The organism is Duganella paludis (assembly GCF_054461335.1).
The window spans coordinates 3,759,297-3,774,648 of sequence record NZ_CM136922.1; the positions used below are offsets into that span (position 1 = coordinate 3,759,297).

The window sequence follows — 15,352 nt, forward strand, 5'->3', positions numbered from 1 at the left end:
ACACAAAGTTTAACCGAAAAAAGGCCGCTGACGGAACAGCGGCCTTTTCGTGGCGTTCTTACAACGTTTTTACCGCATTAGAACTTGTAGCGGGCGCCTATCATGTAACGCGGACCGGCCTGGGTCACCGATTCCAGCTGGTTCTTAGTGCGGCTATGCACGCGCTGGATTTCGTCGGTGACGTTGATGGCTTCGAGCTGGAAGCTCAGGTTTTCGTTGAACTGATAACCGAGGCTGATGTCGACCTGGCCATACGACTCCACGTATTGCGGGTTCGGACCGGAACCGTCGAAGGTCGAGGACAGGAACTTGCCGCGCCAGTTGTAGGCCACGCGGGCATTGAACTTCTTGTCTTCGTAGATACCGACCACGTTCGACGAGTTCGACAGGCCAACCAGCGCGAACTGCTCGCCCAGCTTGGCGTCGTCGTACTTCAGGCCCGAGTTGACGTAGGTGTAGTTGGTCGACACGCCGAAGCCGCTGTTGCCGAACATGTGCTGCAGGTTGACCTCCAGGCCGTCCAGGCTGGCCTTCTTCTGGTTGGAGAAGGAGTTGATGCGGAACTGGGCCACCGGATCGCCAGGCTGGCCGATGATGTTGCCGGTGGCGTTGCCGACCTGGTCGGTGCCGGTCATGGTCACGCCCGCCGTGCCGTTGTACTTGCGCAGGATGAAGTTGCGGATGCAAGTGGTGTCGGCCTTGGCGCAACCGCTAGACAGCGCTTCGTTCCAGAACGCGCCGCCCACCGGGGTGTGCAGGTTGAACGGGGTGGCGTTGATCTGGGTCTGGCCAGCGTAGTTCTCCAGGTTCTTGCGGAAGTAGCCCAGCGAAATGAAGTTCTGCTGGCCGTAGTACCACTCGTAGGACAGGTCCAGATTCTTGGACTTGACCGGTTTCAGCGCCGGATTGCCCTGCGAACCGGTGCCGCCGTCGACGCGCACCAGGCGGTCGAGCGTCTGGCCGCCCTGGATCTGGTCGTAGCGCGGACGGCCGATGGTTTCGCCCAGGCTGAAGCGCACCTTCTGGCTCGGCGTCAGCTCGATGTCGGAGTCGAAGCTCGGCAGCAGGTGGTGGTAGGAACCGGTCAGCGTGGTGAAGGTCGGGGTGCCGAACTCGATCGGGAACTCATTCTGCGAACCCCAGTTGATGGCGGTGGCCGACGGCACCAGCGCGGTCGAGACCACGTCGGTTTTCTCGTAGCGCACGCCGATGGCGGTGCGGATCGGCAGCGCGGTATCCCAGTCGGTGTTGAACTGGAGGTAGCCGGCCTTCGACTTCTCGCCGGTGCGGGCGTCGTTGTCGAAGGTGGACTTCGGCATGTACAGGCCCGGCAGGCCCGAAGCGGCCGCCACCAGCTTGCGCACCTCGTCGAAGTTGAAGGTGTAGAAGGTGTTGAACATGGCAGGGTTGTCGCTGCCGCTGATGTTGTCGAAGTACTGGCGGATGCTGTCCTTGTGCCAGACGCTGCTTGGGTAGTCGGACGGCTTGGTGGCGCCGCCCCAGCTGTCGCGCTGGTTGTTCGAGAAGGCCGAGCGGTTGTCGACCTTGCTGTAGTTGAGGCCGAACTTCAGCTCGGACGCTTCCAGCACTTTCCATGCGCCTTTTACCTGGTGCTGGTCGACTTCGCCGCGCATGTACGAATTGGTGAAGACCGAGCCGGTGACCTGCTGGCCGGCGCGCACGAAGTCGGCGCCTTCGATGATCAGCACCGGGAAGTCCTTGCTGAAATCGGCGGTGGTGTTGCCGCGGCTGAAGCTGGCGGTGGCCAGGGTGTTGCTCGAACCGAATGGGCTGTCGGCGCCGGAGGTGGCGGTCGAGTGGTGGCTATCGACTTCGAAGCGCAGGTCGGCCGATGGTTTCCACACGGCGTTGAAGCCCAGCGATTTGTTCTGCGTCTTGGTGGCGAAGTTGGCGCCGCCCATGGCGATGTCACCCGAACCGCCCGGCAGGAATTCGGTGTAGCTGAGCGGGCTGTTGACCTTGCCCGTGGTCCAAGAGCTCTTCGAATCGCCGTGGTTGAACCAGGCCGAGATGTCGTTGCGCTTGGTCTGGATCTTGTTTTCCGAATAGGTGTAGTCCAGCGTGGTGACCAGGGTGGTGCTCGGCTTGTACTGCAGGGTCAGCTGGGCGTTGGTGCGCTGGCGCTGTACGCCGTTGAAGTTGTAGTTCAGATTCTGCGGCAGCGAGTACAGGTCGGTCGGGCCGGGACGGTTGGTGGCGCCGGTGGCCGGCAGCGGGCCGGCGTTGCCGAGGTAAGGGCCTTTCCAGCCGTTGGAGACGGCGGCCGTGTTGTAGCCCAGGTTGCGTTCCTGGTAGCTGCCGGTCAGCGCCACGCCGAAGGTGTTGTCGGCGAAGGTGTTGCTGTACAGACCGGAAACTTCAGGCGTCAGCGAGCTGCTGGACTTGACGTCGCCCGGCAGGTTGCCGTTCGAGGTGTCGTACACGCCCTTGACGCCGACGCTCGAGTGCAGGCCCGGACGGTCGAACGGACGCGCGGTCATGACGTTGACGGTGGCGCCGATGCCGCCGGTGGCGGTTTCAGCGCGGCTGGTCTTGTACACCTGCAGCTGGGAGATCGCTTCCGACGCCAGGTTGGCGAAGTCGAAGGCGCGGCCATTCAGGTCGCCCAGGTTGGAGGTCGGCATCTGGCGGCCGTTCAGCAGCACCATGTTGAAGTCGGGGCCGACGCCGCGCACGGTGATTTTCGAACCTTCGCCGATCGAGCGGTCGATCGACACGCCCGAGATGCGCTGCAGCGACTCGGCCAGGTTGGTGTCCGGGAATTTGCCGATGTCTTCGGCGACGATGCCGTCGACGATACCGTCGGAATTGCGCTTCAGGTTCATCGACGAGAACAGCGAGGCGCGCAGGCCGGTAACGACCACGCTTTGCACCGGAACGTCTTCACCGGCTTTGATCTGGGTTTCCTGGGCGAAGGCCGGAAGGGCCGCCGTGGCGCAGGCACTGGCGACCGCCAGGCTCATGAGTGTTTGTCGTGCCTTTGGATAATGCATGTTATCTCCTGTGTTTTTGTAAATAACTCCGACTGCCTACCGCTTGGAAAACTAGTTGGAAAGCTTTCCAATAATGTGATGAATATAGCATTCATCAAAAATCAAAGTCAATTCGCAGCGCAGCAGTTTGGTCGTAAACCGTGGGAAGTGACGCTAATTGGCAACGTTTCCAATTTCGGTCCGGCGTTGACACAGGGGGAAGCCGGTGCCATTATCTGGGAACGTTTCCAAACGAGAGACCCGGATGACACTACGCACCTGCTTTACCCTGGCAGCGATGTTGATGGCGCCGCACCTGGCCGCCGCCGATGTGAGTTTCCCTTGGCCCCAAGGCGCGCGCGCCGCCGTCAGCCTGGCCTACGACGACGCGCTCGACTCGCAGCTCGACGTTGCCATTCCGACCCTGGACAAATACGGCCTGAAGGGCAGCTTCTACCTGCAGATGTCGAATCCGGCGGTGGACCAGCGCATGGACGGCTGGCGCCGCGCGGCGGCCAACGGCCACGAGCTAGGCAACCACAGCCTGTTCCACCAGTGTTCGCGCAAGGCGCCGGGGCACGACTGGGTGCAGCCGCACCGCGACCTCGACACCACCACGGCGGCGCAGATGCGCGACCAGGTGCTGCTGGCCAATACCATGCTGTACGCCATCGACGGCAAGCGCGAGCGCACCTACACGGCGCCGTGCGGCGACCTGCTGGCGGCAGGCGCGCCGTATCTGCCGCTGCTGCGCGACAGCGTGGCCGCGATCAAGGTCGGCGGCGCGGCCGTCACGCCGTCGATGCGGGCGCTCGATCCGTATGCGGTAGGGGTGGCGGCGCCGGAGGGCTTGAGCGGACAGCAGCTGATCGCCATGGTCAAGCAGGCGGGCGAGCAGGGCACCATGGTCAACTTCACCTTCCACGGCGTCGGCGGCGATTACCTGAGCACCAGCGCACAGGCGCATGAGGAACTGGTACAGTATCTGGCTGCGAACCGGCAGCTTTATTGGACCGATACTTTCCTCAACATCATGACTTACGTGAAAAAACAACGTGGCGACCATTAAAGACGTGGCCCGCCTGGCGGGCGTGGGACTGGGCACGGCGTCGCGCGTGGTCAGCGGCAAGGGTTCCGTGTCGCCGGCGACGCTGGCCAAGGTGCGGGCCGCCATCGACGAACTGGGCTTCCGGCCGTCGCATGCGGCGCGCACCCTATTGTCCGGCAACAGCAAGATGATCGGCGTCTACATCCCTGTGCTGAGCGGCACCTTCTACACGCCGATCCTGCAGATCATCGATACCGAGTTGCGGGCGGCGGGGCTGCACATGGTGGTGGCTTTCGGCGCCGGCCTGGGCGGCGCGCGCCAGCAGGCGATCGAAGGGCTGGCCTTCCTGGTCGAGCGCGGCTGCGACGGCTTGATCCTGATGAGCAATGTGCTGCTGGAGGAAGACATCGCCGCGCTGGGGCCGAGGCCGACGCCGATGGTGGTGCTCAACCACGCTTTCGACAGCATCGCCGCACAATGCTTCACGGTCGACCACACGCTGGGCGGCACCATCGCCGCGCGCACCCTGCTGGACCACGGCCACCGCGACATCGCGCTGGTGTCCGGCCCGGCCAGCCTGCCCGACAACGTCGAGCGGGTGGAAGCGTTCAAGCGCGCGCTGGCGGCGGGCGGCGTCGATACCGGCAAGATGTGGATGGTGGAAAAGGACTTCTCGCCGGCGGGCGGCTGGTCGGCAGCCAAGGAGCTGGTGGAATCGGGCCGGCGCTGCACGGCCATGTTCTGCGCCAACGATGAAATGGCGGCCGGTGCGCTGTCGTATCTGCAGGAGGCCGGCATCCGCGTGCCGCACGAGTTGTCGGTGATCGGCTACGACGATACGCCGAGCGCTGAATTCTCGGCCCCGCGCTTGAGCACGGTGCACATGCCGTGGCGCGAGATGACGCAGAACGGCGTGAGCGAACTGCTCAACCGCTGCTACGGCCTGCAGCGCCCTGTCACCCGCAACTACCCGGTAACAATGACCCTGCGCGCCTCGCTGGCCCGGGCCGATCAGGCCTGAGCCAGCTTCACTGCGACGCTTACTTCAACGCTTCCACCAAACCCGGCGCGAATTCGGCGCCGTGCTTGACTTGGGCGGTGGAGGCTTTCAGTGCGCCGCCGATCGGTTCGGCGCGGCCGCCCAGGCATTTGGCCAGGAAGTTTTCCGTCACTGCATTGAAGGCGATGTTGTTGACCGGACGCGCGAAGCCGTGGCCTTCGTCGGGGAATACCACGTAGGTCACCGGTATGTTCTTGGCCGCCATCGCATCGACGATCTGTTCCGATTCACGCACGTTGACGCGCGGGTCGTTGGCGCCCTGGCCGATCAGCAGCGGACGCTGGATGTTGGCGGCGAAGTTGAGCGGCGAGCGTTCCTTCAGCAGCGCCTTGCCGTCGTCCGTGGTCGGGTCGCCCATGCGCTTGTAGAACTGCTGCTTGCCCGCTTCCCAATACGCCGGAATCGTTTGCAGCAAGGTGAACAGGTTGGATGGGCCAACGATGTCGACGCCGCAGGCGAAGCTGGTGGGCGTGAAGGCCATGCCCGCCAGCGTGGCGTAACCGCCGTAGGAACCACCCATGATGGCGACCTGGTCGGCGTTGGTGACGCCGCTCTTGACCGCCCATTGCACCGCGTCCAGCAAGTCGTCATGCATCTTGCGGCCCCATTGCAGGTCGCCGGCCGAGATGAAGTTTTTGCCGAAGCCGGTCGAACCACGGAAATTCACCGACAGCACGGCGTAGCCGCGATTGGCCAGCCACTGGTGGTAGCTGTTGTAGCCGAAGCTGTCGCGCGCCCACGGGCCGCCGTGCACCAGCAGCACCATCGGCACCGGCTTGGCGGCCTTGCCGCTGCCGCCCGCGTCCACCGATTTCGGCAGGGTCAGGTAGGACACCAGCGTCAGGCCGTCGCGCGTCTTGATTTCCTGTGGATGCATGGCCGCCAGCGGCGCGCCTTCCAGTTCCGGCCGGCTGACGTAGAGCTGGGTCAGCTTCTTGGCCTTGCGGTCGTACAGCCAAGTCGAGGCCGGCGCGGTGACCGGATCGACCGCCACCAGCCACTTGTCGTCTGCCTCGGTGCGCGAGGTGACGGTGAACTTGCCCTTGGTGTTTTGCTTGAGGAAGGCGAGATCGGCCTTGAGGTCGTTGGTCAGCGGGATGTATTCCTGCTTGAGGTATTCGACGCTGTAGGCCTGCACGCGGCCGGTGCGCTTGTCGAACAGGGTGTCGCCGATGTCGGCGCGCGCGTCCTCGGCCACCACGGTGGTCTTGCCGGTGGCGACGTCCTGGGCCACCAGCGCGGCGGTGTTGCGGTTGCGCGAGTCGGTCCAGTACAGGGTGCTGCCGTCCACCGTGAAGGCCCACGGGCTGGTGGTCTGGGAATCGTCCAGGCCGACTTCGACCAGCGGCGTGGCTTCGATCTTGCCGTCGCTCATGCGGAAGTAGCTGGTGCCGCCGTCGCTGCGCGGCTTTTCGGCGATGCGCAGCTTGAGCTGATCGTCGGCCAGGAAACCGCCGTAGCCGTCGTTCTGCTGCACCAGGGTCAGCTTGCCGCTGGCTAGGTCGAGGCTGTAGACGTCGTGCCAGCGCGGATCGCGGTTGTTGACGCCGACCAGGATGCGGTCCTTGATCTTGCTGCTGATGTGCAGCACGGCGGCGCGGGTTTTTTCAAACGGCGTGTAGTTGGTTTGCTTGCCGCTGACCACATCCACGCCGTACAGCAGGAAGTTTTCATCGCCGCCCTTGTCCTGGATGAACAGCACGTATTTGGAGTCGGGCGACCAGAAGCTGTTGCGCAGCGGGCGGGCTTTTTCCTCGGTCAGCGCACGCGCCTTGGAGAGGTCGCCGGCCGGCGCCACCCACACGTTGAGCACGCCGTCGCGCGGCGCGATCCAGGACAGCCACTTGCCGTCCGGGCTGAGCTTGGCGCCGGTCTTGCTGGGATTGCCGAAGATCTTGGCGCGCTCGATCAGCGGCACATCGGCGGCGGGAGATTGGGCTTGGGCCGGCAGAACACTGGCAAGCAGCAGGGCGGGCAGAGCGTAGCGGATCATGGAGACCTCGAGGTTGATGTAAGAGGAACCAGCATAGCAATTTTGCATCTTCCAGTCCGATTGCCGCGACAGACTGCCATCGGCTGCGACGAATTGCGGCTTTGGTGCAACAGGCCGTGGGGCGCCGCCTGAGGTGTGCGCTGGCGGCGTTGATTGCTATTGCCTCACGGCAATTTCATGCGCTATCGTGTGGGCTGTCTTTTACCGGAGTCCGCAATGACCGCAGCCAAACTGGAAATCCCCGAACCACTCGTCGCCGCCCTGGGCGACTGGGTACAACAGATGGCGGAGGAAGCGGGCGCCGGTCCGCGCGCGGCGCTGGCGCGCACCGAGGAGGAACTGGCCGCCGCGCGCGGCGAGCTGGCGGAGGCCAGCAGCGCGCGTGACGCCGCGCGGACGCAGGCGGCCGAGCGGCAGGAGGAAATCGACCAGCTGATGGCCGAACTGCGCAACGCCCGCAGCATCGCCACCGACGCCCTGGTCGGCAAGGCCAAGGACCAGCTGGCCATCGAGGGCAAGGACGCCCAACTGGCCGACCTGCGCGCGCAGATCGAGCGCAACGTGGCCGCCGCCGCCGCGCTGTCCGACGCCCGCCTGGCGGCCGAGATGGAGCTGGTGGGCGCCGTCACCGCGCGCGACAATTACGCGGACGAACTCAAAGTGTTGCGCGCCCGCCTCGCCAGCCGTCAAACCGAACGCGCCTGAGCGCTCGACGCCGACGCCGGCGAGAGTCGCTCAGTAGTCGATGACGATCAGTGACACCGCCTGGCGCGGCAACTGCATCTTCACGCTGGCCTTGCCGTCCGGCGTGGCCAGCGTGGCCGGCTGGCCCAGCTGGGCCAGTTCGCTCGCTTGCTGCAGTTCGGCGATCTGGGCGGCGCTCGGCCTGGCCGGTGAACCCATGCGTTTCCAGGCGTTGTAGGAATTGCTGGTGTCGTTGTCGACCCGGAAATGGCGCAGCCGCGCCTGCCTGGCCGGGATGCCGGCGATCTGCAGTTCGACCGGCGCGCCGGCGTCGATCACATCGTCGTCGTGATAGTTCCACACCATGACGGCAATGCTGTGCTGGTCGCGGCTGGCCAGGGCGTTGATGTCGGTCTGCGCACCGCGCACGCCTTGCGCCAAGATGCGCGCCGCATCGTAGGCGCGCTCGCCGCTGACGGCCACGCGCTCGCCGCGCATCATGCCGAACATGCGGAATACGTTCAGCACCGGCTTGTTGATGCCGTTGGTGGCGAGGTCGCGGAAGCCGGCGAACCAGGGCTGGTCTTCAAACTCGAACGACCAGTTGACGGCGCCGATCAGGTTGACGCCGCGCTTGCTGGCCAGCTCGTATTCGCGCGCGATGGAGGCGGCGGTGTAGCTGGAGTACAGCGTGCCGTTGCGATAGGCGTTCTCTGGATTGGTCTGCATGCCGCAGGCGGCGCAGCCTTCGGGATCGGACTCGCCGATGATGACGGGCATGCCTTTGAGCTCCGGATACTTGGCGACGATGGCGAAGCCCTCGTCGAGGCGCTTGAAGTGGGTGTCCATGCCCATGCGCACCACGCCGTCGACCACCTTGGGCGCGCCCTTGGCGTGGAAGGCGACGAAGTCCAGCGGCGAACCGGTCTTGCCGGTGGCGTAGTTTTGGCCGTGCAGGACGTGCTGCAGGAAGTCGTCCATGAAGCGGCCGGCGCCGGCCGTGTGCGGGCCGCCCATGCGCGCGGTCGGCAGCGCGCGCTTGACGGCGTCGGCGGCGTAGTCGTACATCTTGAAGTATTCGAGCTTGGTGTCGGGGGCGATCAGGTAGAAGCCGTCCGGCTCGTTCCACACTTCCCAGTACCAGCTCTCCACCTCTTCGCGGCCGTAGCGCGCCACGCTGTGCTTGACCCATTGGTAGATCAGCTCGGCCCATTTGTCGTAGTTGTTGGGCGGCGTGGCCCAGCCTGTCATGATGTCCTGGTAGGGCGTGCCGGGCTTCCATTGATGCTGATACGGTTGCGGCCGTTGCGACAGCGCCTGCGGCATGAAGCCGATCTGCGCCAGCGGCTTCATCTTGCGCTCGACGTAGGTATCGAAGATCTGGTCGACGATGGTCCAGTTGTAGACCGGCTTGCCGTCCTTGTCCTCGCTGTACATGCCGGTCGAACCCCATTTGAGGGCGTAGCTGCCGTCGCCGGAGGTCATCAGGTTGTGGGCGCGCACGTACACCGGCACCGGGCTGAGCGCGGCGATGTCGCTGAGCAGCTTCTTGCCGTTGGGGGCGGTGGTGTAGTTGGGTTCGTCGTAGCCGAACCAGGCCCAGATCGGGGTCATCGGCCCCTGCACCTGGGTGGCGTCGACGTTGAGCTTGACGGGCGCCGGCGTGGCGGCCAGGCACAGTTGCGCGCTGGCGAGCAGGCACAGGGAGGAAAGCAGTCTCTTCATTATTTTTTCTCGTAGAACGGGGAGCCGTTGCTGCGACAGTAGGCCGATACGCTACCGTGGTCTAATGAATTTTCTTGTGGTTAGTATATCGAAGTGAATATCGGAGTTACATTACACTCTGAATCAAGGATCAGGAGGACATCATGGCGATACTGACGGTTACAGCACGTGGACAGGTCACTTTGAGAAAAGAAGTGCTGGAGCACTTAGGCATCAAGCCTGGCGGCAAGGTTGAAATCGACTTGCTGCCGGATGCCAGAGGCATGCTGAGAGCTGCTCCGCCCGGTGCCACCATAGATGGTTTTATCGGTTTGCTCGCAGGGCGAACCGCGAAGGTCGCTACTTTGGACGAAATCAACGAGGCGGCGGAGTTGGGATGGGCAGGTGAAGAGGCCGGCGGTTGCTGCGGGGCTGGCGATGCTGGATGAGGGAGGGGATTTTGCAGATGGTGTGATTGCCTATGAAGGGCAATGCCTCGGCGGAGAAACGTTTATGTCTTTTGATAAAAAGGCCGTTGCGCGACTTGTTCGACTAGGTCAATCGGCGCGCTTGTTGTAAGTCAAAAGCGCCACTTGGAGATAAGTGGCGCTTTTATGCGTCAGATGTCAGTGCGGTTTCATGGGTAACTATGCTCGCGCCTGGATCATCTTCCAGCCATTGCCCGAAGGATCGCGGAAGCCGGCGTCCACCGTGCCGTAGCGGTCCACCGGTTCCTGGGTGAATTCAACGCCGCGCTTGTGCAAAGTTTCAAAGGCGGCGCGGCAGTCGTCCACTTGCAGCACCAGCGGTGGCATCGCGCCCTTGGCCACCATCTGCTGCAGAGTCTGCGCGGTGGCGGCGTCATGCACCGGCGGTCCGGGTTTGAACAGGCCGAGCTGAATTGCGGGCTGGTCCGGATGCTGCACCGTTAGCCAGCGGTAGTCGCCGTTGCGCACGTCGGTGTGGACTACGAAGCCCAGCTTGTCCACATAGAACGCCAGCGCCTCGTCCTGGTCGCGTACGTAAATTCCTGCCACATTGATACCTTGAGTCATATCGCCTCCTTGAGTAGAGATTACAGTGTGCCAGCGGCCTTGCGGCGGCGCTTCTCCAAAACTGCGATATTGAGGTCGGGACGTTGCGCGCCACGCGCGACGCATTCGGGAATATGGGCCGCCGCCGGCGCCGGCGCCGGCGCCGGCTCGCCCGCCTGCTCGCGCAGCTCGCTCGGGCTGGCGCCGGTGATGTCGCGGAAGATGCGGCCGAAGGTGCCGATGCTGGTCCAGCCGGTCTGCAGCGCGATGTCGGTGATGGAGAGGTCGGTGTCGCGCAGCAGCGCGCTGGCGCGTTCGATGCGGCGCGTGAGCAGGTAGCGATGGGGCGGCAGGCCGAAAGCTTGCTTGAACTCGCGCGCGAAGTAGGCGGGCGAGACCGCACTCACTTCGGCCAGCCGCTGGACTGGCCACTCCTCGTGCGGAGCGGCGTCCATTTTATCTTTTGCCCGCAACAGGCGGCGTAGCATCGGTGGGCTTTGCGCCATATGCGTCGACCTGCAAGTGGATATTATGGCTTGTTGCTTCCATTTGATACAGAAAACCATTTTTCATGAATTCTGGAGTAACTGCCATCTTTTTTTATCGAATCTAAAGTCGCTTGCCACTGCTTAACAATTGTATCCGGAACGTCTAGAGAAAAAGCGAGAAAGCTGGATGGCGATTGTACGGTTAAAATGGGTACCACTGTGCTCTTGGGGATTGCCTCCTCCCGCAACAAGGCATCGAGCTGAATGCTTTCAAGGACCATGGCCGGCGCTCGATCTGCCGTCAGCATGTGGAGCATGCTTTTGGGATCTTTGACCGGATAAAGATTTTGGAAACCATTTGCTGAGAGATGGTGATGGGAGTACGACTCACGGAGCACAAGTATGGTCGAAAGCTGTTTGGCATCTTCAAGCCGGTGAAGAGTAAGATGAGATTCAGCTTTGGTATAAATGGCCGTCTTTGCAGTGAGTAGCGGACCCACCCAGTGAAACAGCTGCTCTCGCTCCAGGGATCGCTTGGGACATACGAGTACCGTGTTGCGTCCCTCTTGCGCTAGTCTATACGCACGCGCCCAGGGCAGTACTTCGATCGAAAAATCGCGGCCCAGGCGACGTTGAATTTCATCGACAATCTCCACACAGAAACCGCTTATTTTTCCATCCTTTATGAAGGCAAGCGGCGGGACTTCCGTGGTGAGAATACGTAGCGGCTCTGCACGCGAGTTGGTTGTTACTGCAAAGACCAATGCGGCCAGGGCAATTCGTCGACCGAGCATCATGTGATGACTTTCTATTTCCTGGCGGGAGCCGGTCTTGATTTTATACCTTCTGGCGCGTCAGGACACCATCGCTGCGGCTTTTTGGTTTATCAAGCCCTCAGCTTGGAGCACCCAGGGAAGAAATCCCGGGCACTCCTTTTTTGCTATTCAATGGCTATTCGGCCTTTTTTGTGCCGGCGTCGTTGTTGCCGGCGGTGTTGCCACTCGCCGTACCCTGGGTCGCGCCATTGCCGTTTGCCGTCAACTGCGGCTGGACGGAGGTGGCACGCGCCGCACTGGCGATCTGGCGCGCATTGCCGGCGGCATTCGTCTGGCCGACGGTGTCTTGGGCATTCGCGCCGCTTGCCTGGGCGAAGGAGCGGGTGGTTTCCGCCTGCGTGCGCGCACCCTGGCGCGTGGCTTGCGCCGCGCTGCCGGCAGCCTGCCCGGCGCTGCCGAGTGCGCCCGCTCCACCGCTCGTCTCCAGGCCCAGGCCGGCGCTGCCGCTGCCGTTGCCCGATGCTCCAGCGCTGCTTGTTGCACCGCCAGCGGTGGTGTCACCGCTGGTGCTGGCCGATTTGCGTACGCTGTTACGGGTGATCTCGGCGGCGCCATTGGCGTCGCCCATGATGCCGCCGCGTCCCGACATCTGGGTCGCCTGATCCAGCCGGCCCATGCCGCCGAAGCTGCCGGCGCCACTGCCGCCGATCATGCCGCCGATGGGGCCGCCACGGCCGCCGAGCAATTGGGCGTGGGCTGAGAAGGCCAGACCGATGGTGGCGATCAGGGTCAGTTGCTTGGCGATGTAGATGGCTTTCATGTTCGTTCTCCTTGTTGATTACCGCAGACAATCTGCAGTGCTTACAAGGAGAACGCTCGGGCGACGCCGGTTAATCCATGCTCGCAAAAATATTTTTTCAATCGCGGAAGGCGGATGGATCATTGCGGAACGCGGCCCCGAGCACGCCGCGTCCGATTTCATTGCTGGCGCCATTCGCCGGCACGCCGGTCGCCTGCCGCGCCAGCGTGTCGATCGCCTGCCTTGCGGCCTGCGGCTCTGGCTTGCCCAGCTCGCCGGCCAGCATCGCTGCGACGATGGGCGCGGCAAAGGAGGTGCCACGCACCACGCGGTACGGCGGGCTGCCCAGGGCCGCGCTCACCATCTGATTGCCCGGCGCGGCAAACATCACCTGCGGTCCGCGCGCCGCTTCCGGCAAGGGCCGGCCATTGCGGTCGACGCCGCTCACCCCGACCACGCCCGGATAGCTGGCCGGATACAGCGGCGCGGCGGCCGGGCCGTCGTTGCCCACTGCCGCCACCAGCACATGGCCCCGCCGCACCAGCGCAGCAACGGTGCGCTCAAGCATCAGGTTCGGCGGGCCGACCAGGCTGATATTAATCACGGCGACTTGTTGTCTGGCCAGCCAGCCAAACGCTGCGGCGATGCGTTCGACCGCGCCGCCGACCGGCGATTGGCAATATACATCGGCCGCGTACAGTGCCGCATCCGGCGCCACGCCGCGAAAGCGGGGCGAGTGGCCGACCATCAGGGCCGCCACCGCCGTGCCGTGCGCATCGGCAACCACTTTGCCCTCGCAGCCCCAGCGCGTGATCGTCGCTTCGCTAAAGACCGGGTGGTTGTCGGCCACGCCGCCATCGATGAGGCCAATGCGCGCGGCCTGTTGCGGGGGCGGAGCGGGCGAGGCCGGGGTACTGCCCGGCGCCGACAGCGCTTGGGGCCGGGAGGCGCTGGCGGTATAGACGTGGTTGAAGTCATACTGGCCGTCCGGATCAAGTGCGCGCAATTGTTCCAGCATGGCGGTGGTGCTGATGCCGGCCGGCACCTCCAGCACGACGATGGTCTCGCCCAGATCGTCCAATGCGCTGACCTTGATGACCTTCAGCCCTGCCGCCTCGGCGGCCTGCAGGCTGGCCGGACTGGGCGACCAGGCCAGAATCTGGCTGCGCACCACCGGCTCGCCGCGCAGGTCCGGTTCCAGCACGTCGCGGTGGCGGCGCAGCAGCTCGTTCACCTGCAGCAGGCGCAGATCACCCAATGCGCGCGTATCGACCCCGGCCAGCAGGCGCGCGCCACGGTCGCGCAGCGTGTCGGTGCCGATCAAGCCCTGCGTCTGCGGCAAGGGCAGGTTCAATGATGGCAGGCGCAACTGGGCCTGCGCCGGCGCCGCGCCGAGCAGCAGCAACATACACAGGGAGAAGGGATAGGGTTTCATACGGGCTTGGCCATATAATGGTTTGAAATTTCTATAGGGTAAAACGTCTGAGACAGGGATTAAAGTCCCACCGCGAAACGTTCTATAACTACGATGACTTCTGCCGCTACTCCGCTTCACGGCGAAATCGCCGACCTGCTGCCAAGGCTGCGCCGCTTCGCCCGCACCATTGTATATAACCGCGAGGATGCCGACGATCTGGTTCAGGTCGCTGTCGAGCGGGCGCTGAACCGCAGTATGCAGTGGGAGCCGGGCACGCGGCTGGACAGCTGGATGTTCCGCATCATGAAGAACGCCTGGATCGACGAGGTGCGTGCGCGCATCCGGCGCGACAATATTTTTGCGCCGGAGGAGGCGGGTGAGCATGTCGGCGACGGCTTTGCCGAAGCCCACCAGCAGCGCATGGCCATCCAGCAGGCCATCAGCCTGCTCTCGGAAGACCATCGGATGGTGGTCGGCCTGGTGCTGGTGGACGGCATGGCGTATCAGGAGGCCGCAGATGTGTTGGATTTACCCTTGGGCACGTTGATGAGCCGTCTGGCGCGTGCGCGCGCAGCGTTGCAAGCGTCTTTATCCGATCAAACGAGGAAGGCATGAACAGTATTTCCGATGAAACCTTGATGGCCTACGCCGATGGCGAGCTCGATGAAGAGGCCGGCGCCGCCGTCGCCCTGGCGATTGCCGCCGACGCCGAGCTGGCTGCCCGCGTGCGCCAACACCAGGCCTTGCGCGGCGACGTGTTCGCCGCTTTCGCCCCGATTCTCGACGAGCCGGTGCCGGCACGCCTGAACGCGGCGGCGGCCGGTGTGGTCGACCTGGGGGCGGCGCGCGCAGCCCGGTTGAATTCCGTTGCGCCGCCCCGGCGCTGGGCATGGCCGGAATGGGGCGCCATGGCCGCGACCTTGCTGGTGGGCGTGCTGGCCGGCAGCGTCGGCAGCCTGAGCTTGAAGGGCGGCGAGGCGCCGGCATCGATCGCCGGTGTGGATGGTGCGCTGTATGCGGACGGGGTGCTGGCGACCGCCTTGTCGGAGCAACTTGCCGCTGCAGGTCCGTCGGCGCAGGGGATACGCATCGGTGTGAGCTTTGTCGGCAGCGACGGACATTACTGCCGCAGCTTCATCATGGGGCAGGGTGCCGGCCTGGCTTGCCGCCAGGGCAATCGCTGGCAATTGCCCGTGATGACGCAGGCCGACAAGCAGGCCGGTGGCGCCTACCAGCAAGCAGGCAGCGCCATGCCGCCCGCCGTCAGCGACGCCATCGATGCGCGCATCGCCGGCCAGACGCTCGATGCCCCAGCCGAACAACTCGCCCGAACCAAGGGGTGGCAACGCTGAAAAG

14 protein-coding genes are annotated in these 15,352 nt (G+C 64.0%); 6 read left to right on the top strand and 8 right to left on the bottom strand.

Features of this window, described 5'->3' with window-relative positions; translation table 11 throughout:
• Positions 1–77: 77 nt before the first annotated feature.
• Entirely contained in the window at positions 78–3,014 is a 2,937-nt protein-coding gene (locus tag ACXZ1M_RS16635; protein WP_459048778.1) for a TonB-dependent receptor, read from the bottom strand.
• Between the two features lie 244 nt (positions 3,015–3,258).
• Between ACXZ1M_RS16635 and ACXZ1M_RS16640 the strand changes: the two genes are divergently transcribed.
• On the top strand, positions 3,259–4,062 hold the full coding sequence (locus ACXZ1M_RS16640) for a polysaccharide deacetylase family protein (RefSeq protein ID WP_459048779.1): 804 nt from the start codon (positions 3,259–3,261) through the stop codon (positions 4,060–4,062).
• The gene (locus ACXZ1M_RS16645; protein WP_459048780.1) at positions 4,049–5,062 is read left to right on the top strand and encodes a LacI family DNA-binding transcriptional regulator; all 1,014 of its coding nucleotides are present in this window, start codon (positions 4,049–4,051) and stop codon (positions 5,060–5,062) included. Before ACXZ1M_RS16640 ends, ACXZ1M_RS16645 begins: the two co-directional genes overlap by 14 nt.
• A 19-nt stretch (positions 5,063–5,081) precedes the next feature.
• On the opposite strand, the gene ACXZ1M_RS16650 is transcribed toward ACXZ1M_RS16645, so the two are convergent.
• On the bottom strand, positions 5,082–7,094 hold the full coding sequence (locus ACXZ1M_RS16650) for a S9 family peptidase (RefSeq protein WP_459048781.1): 2,013 nt from the start codon (positions 7,092–7,094) through the stop codon (positions 5,082–5,084).
• 216 nt (positions 7,095–7,310) lie between these two features.
• Between ACXZ1M_RS16650 and ACXZ1M_RS16655 the strand changes: the two genes are divergently transcribed.
• The gene (locus tag ACXZ1M_RS16655; RefSeq protein ID WP_459048782.1) at positions 7,311–7,799 is read left to right on the top strand and encodes a hypothetical protein; all 489 of its coding nucleotides are present in this window, start codon (positions 7,311–7,313) and stop codon (positions 7,797–7,799) included.
• Between the two features lie 30 nt (positions 7,800–7,829).
• Here ACXZ1M_RS16655 and ACXZ1M_RS16660 read toward each other — a convergent pair whose 3' ends face one another.
• Positions 7,830–9,503 (bottom strand): GH39 family glycosyl hydrolase, encoded by a 1,674-nt coding sequence (locus ACXZ1M_RS16660; protein WP_459048783.1) that lies wholly within the window; start codon positions 9,501–9,503, stop codon positions 7,830–7,832.
• Between the two features lie 143 nt (positions 9,504–9,646).
• Between ACXZ1M_RS16660 and ACXZ1M_RS16665 the strand changes: the two genes are divergently transcribed.
• Positions 9,647–9,931 carry an AbrB/MazE/SpoVT family DNA-binding domain-containing protein gene (locus ACXZ1M_RS16665; RefSeq protein ID WP_459048784.1) on the top strand — a complete coding sequence of 95 codons (285 nt, stop codon included), beginning with the start codon at positions 9,647–9,649 and terminating at the stop codon, positions 9,929–9,931.
• Between the two features lie 198 nt (positions 9,932–10,129).
• Here the strand turns inward: ACXZ1M_RS16665 and ACXZ1M_RS16670 are convergent, their stop codons facing one another.
• The 5 genes from ACXZ1M_RS16670 to ACXZ1M_RS16690 form a co-directional block, all read right to left on the bottom strand.
• A complete protein-coding gene (locus ACXZ1M_RS16670) occupies positions 10,130–10,537 on the bottom strand; it encodes a VOC family protein (protein WP_459048785.1) in 408 nt (135 codons plus the stop codon).
• 20 nt (positions 10,538–10,557) lie between these two features.
• A complete protein-coding gene (locus ACXZ1M_RS16675; RefSeq protein ID WP_459048786.1) occupies positions 10,558–11,022 on the bottom strand; it encodes a helix-turn-helix domain-containing protein in 465 nt (154 codons plus the stop codon).
• Between the two features lie 23 nt (positions 11,023–11,045).
• Positions 11,046–11,801, bottom strand: a complete 756-nt coding sequence (locus ACXZ1M_RS16680; RefSeq protein WP_459048787.1) for a substrate-binding periplasmic protein — start codon at positions 11,799–11,801, stop codon at positions 11,046–11,048.
• Between the two features lie 154 nt (positions 11,802–11,955).
• Complete coding sequence (locus ACXZ1M_RS16685; RefSeq protein ID WP_459048788.1) at positions 11,956–12,600, bottom strand: hypothetical protein; 645 nt, start codon at positions 12,598–12,600, stop codon at positions 11,956–11,958.
• A 97-nt stretch (positions 12,601–12,697) separates the two neighbouring features.
• Positions 12,698–14,014: a S8 family serine peptidase gene (locus tag ACXZ1M_RS16690; protein WP_459048789.1), complete on the bottom strand. Its 1,317-nt coding sequence runs from the start codon at positions 14,012–14,014 to the stop codon at positions 12,698–12,700.
• 93 nt (positions 14,015–14,107) lie between these two features.
• Between ACXZ1M_RS16690 and ACXZ1M_RS16695 the strand changes: the two genes are divergently transcribed.
• Positions 14,108–14,611: an RNA polymerase sigma factor gene (locus ACXZ1M_RS16695; RefSeq protein WP_459048790.1), complete on the top strand. Its 504-nt coding sequence runs from the start codon at positions 14,108–14,110 to the stop codon at positions 14,609–14,611.
• Positions 14,608–15,348 carry an anti-sigma factor gene (locus ACXZ1M_RS16700; protein WP_459048791.1) on the top strand — a complete coding sequence of 247 codons (741 nt, stop codon included), beginning with the start codon at positions 14,608–14,610 and terminating at the stop codon, positions 15,346–15,348. The genes ACXZ1M_RS16695 and ACXZ1M_RS16700 overlap by 4 nt, the downstream gene beginning before the upstream one ends.
• Positions 15,349–15,352: the final 4 nt, after the last annotated feature.

Excerpts from the sequence above, each read along its gene's own strand:
- ACXZ1M_RS16635 (WP_459048778.1), bottom strand. The coding sequence starts at position 3,014 with ATGCATTATCCAAAGGCACGACAAACACTCATGAGCCTGGCGGTCGCC.
- ACXZ1M_RS16640 (WP_459048779.1), top strand. The coding sequence starts at position 3,259 with ATGACACTACGCACCTGCTTTACCCTGGCAGCGATGTTGATGGCGCCG.
- ACXZ1M_RS16650 (WP_459048781.1), bottom strand. The coding sequence starts at position 7,094 with ATGATCCGCTACGCTCTGCCCGCCCTGCTGCTTGCCAGTGTTCTGCCG.
- ACXZ1M_RS16655 (WP_459048782.1), top strand. The coding sequence starts at position 7,311 with ATGACCGCAGCCAAACTGGAAATCCCCGAACCACTCGTCGCCGCCCTG.
- ACXZ1M_RS16660 (WP_459048783.1), bottom strand. The coding sequence starts at position 9,503 with ATGAAGAGACTGCTTTCCTCCCTGTGCCTGCTCGCCAGCGCGCAACTG.
- ACXZ1M_RS16665 (WP_459048784.1), top strand. The coding sequence starts at position 9,647 with ATGGCGATACTGACGGTTACAGCACGTGGACAGGTCACTTTGAGAAAA.
- ACXZ1M_RS16670 (WP_459048785.1), bottom strand. The coding sequence starts at position 10,537 with ATGACTCAAGGTATCAATGTGGCAGGAATTTACGTACGCGACCAGGAC.
- ACXZ1M_RS16675 (WP_459048786.1), bottom strand. The coding sequence starts at position 11,022 with ATGGCGCAAAGCCCACCGATGCTACGCCGCCTGTTGCGGGCAAAAGAT.
- ACXZ1M_RS16680 (WP_459048787.1), bottom strand. The coding sequence starts at position 11,801 with ATGATGCTCGGTCGACGAATTGCCCTGGCCGCATTGGTCTTTGCAGTA.
- ACXZ1M_RS16685 (WP_459048788.1), bottom strand. The coding sequence starts at position 12,600 with ATGAAAGCCATCTACATCGCCAAGCAACTGACCCTGATCGCCACCATC.
- ACXZ1M_RS16690 (WP_459048789.1), bottom strand. The coding sequence starts at position 14,014 with ATGAAACCCTATCCCTTCTCCCTGTGTATGTTGCTGCTGCTCGGCGCG.
- ACXZ1M_RS16695 (WP_459048790.1), top strand. The coding sequence starts at position 14,108 with ATGACTTCTGCCGCTACTCCGCTTCACGGCGAAATCGCCGACCTGCTG.
- ACXZ1M_RS16700 (WP_459048791.1), top strand. The coding sequence starts at position 14,608 with ATGAACAGTATTTCCGATGAAACCTTGATGGCCTACGCCGATGGCGAG.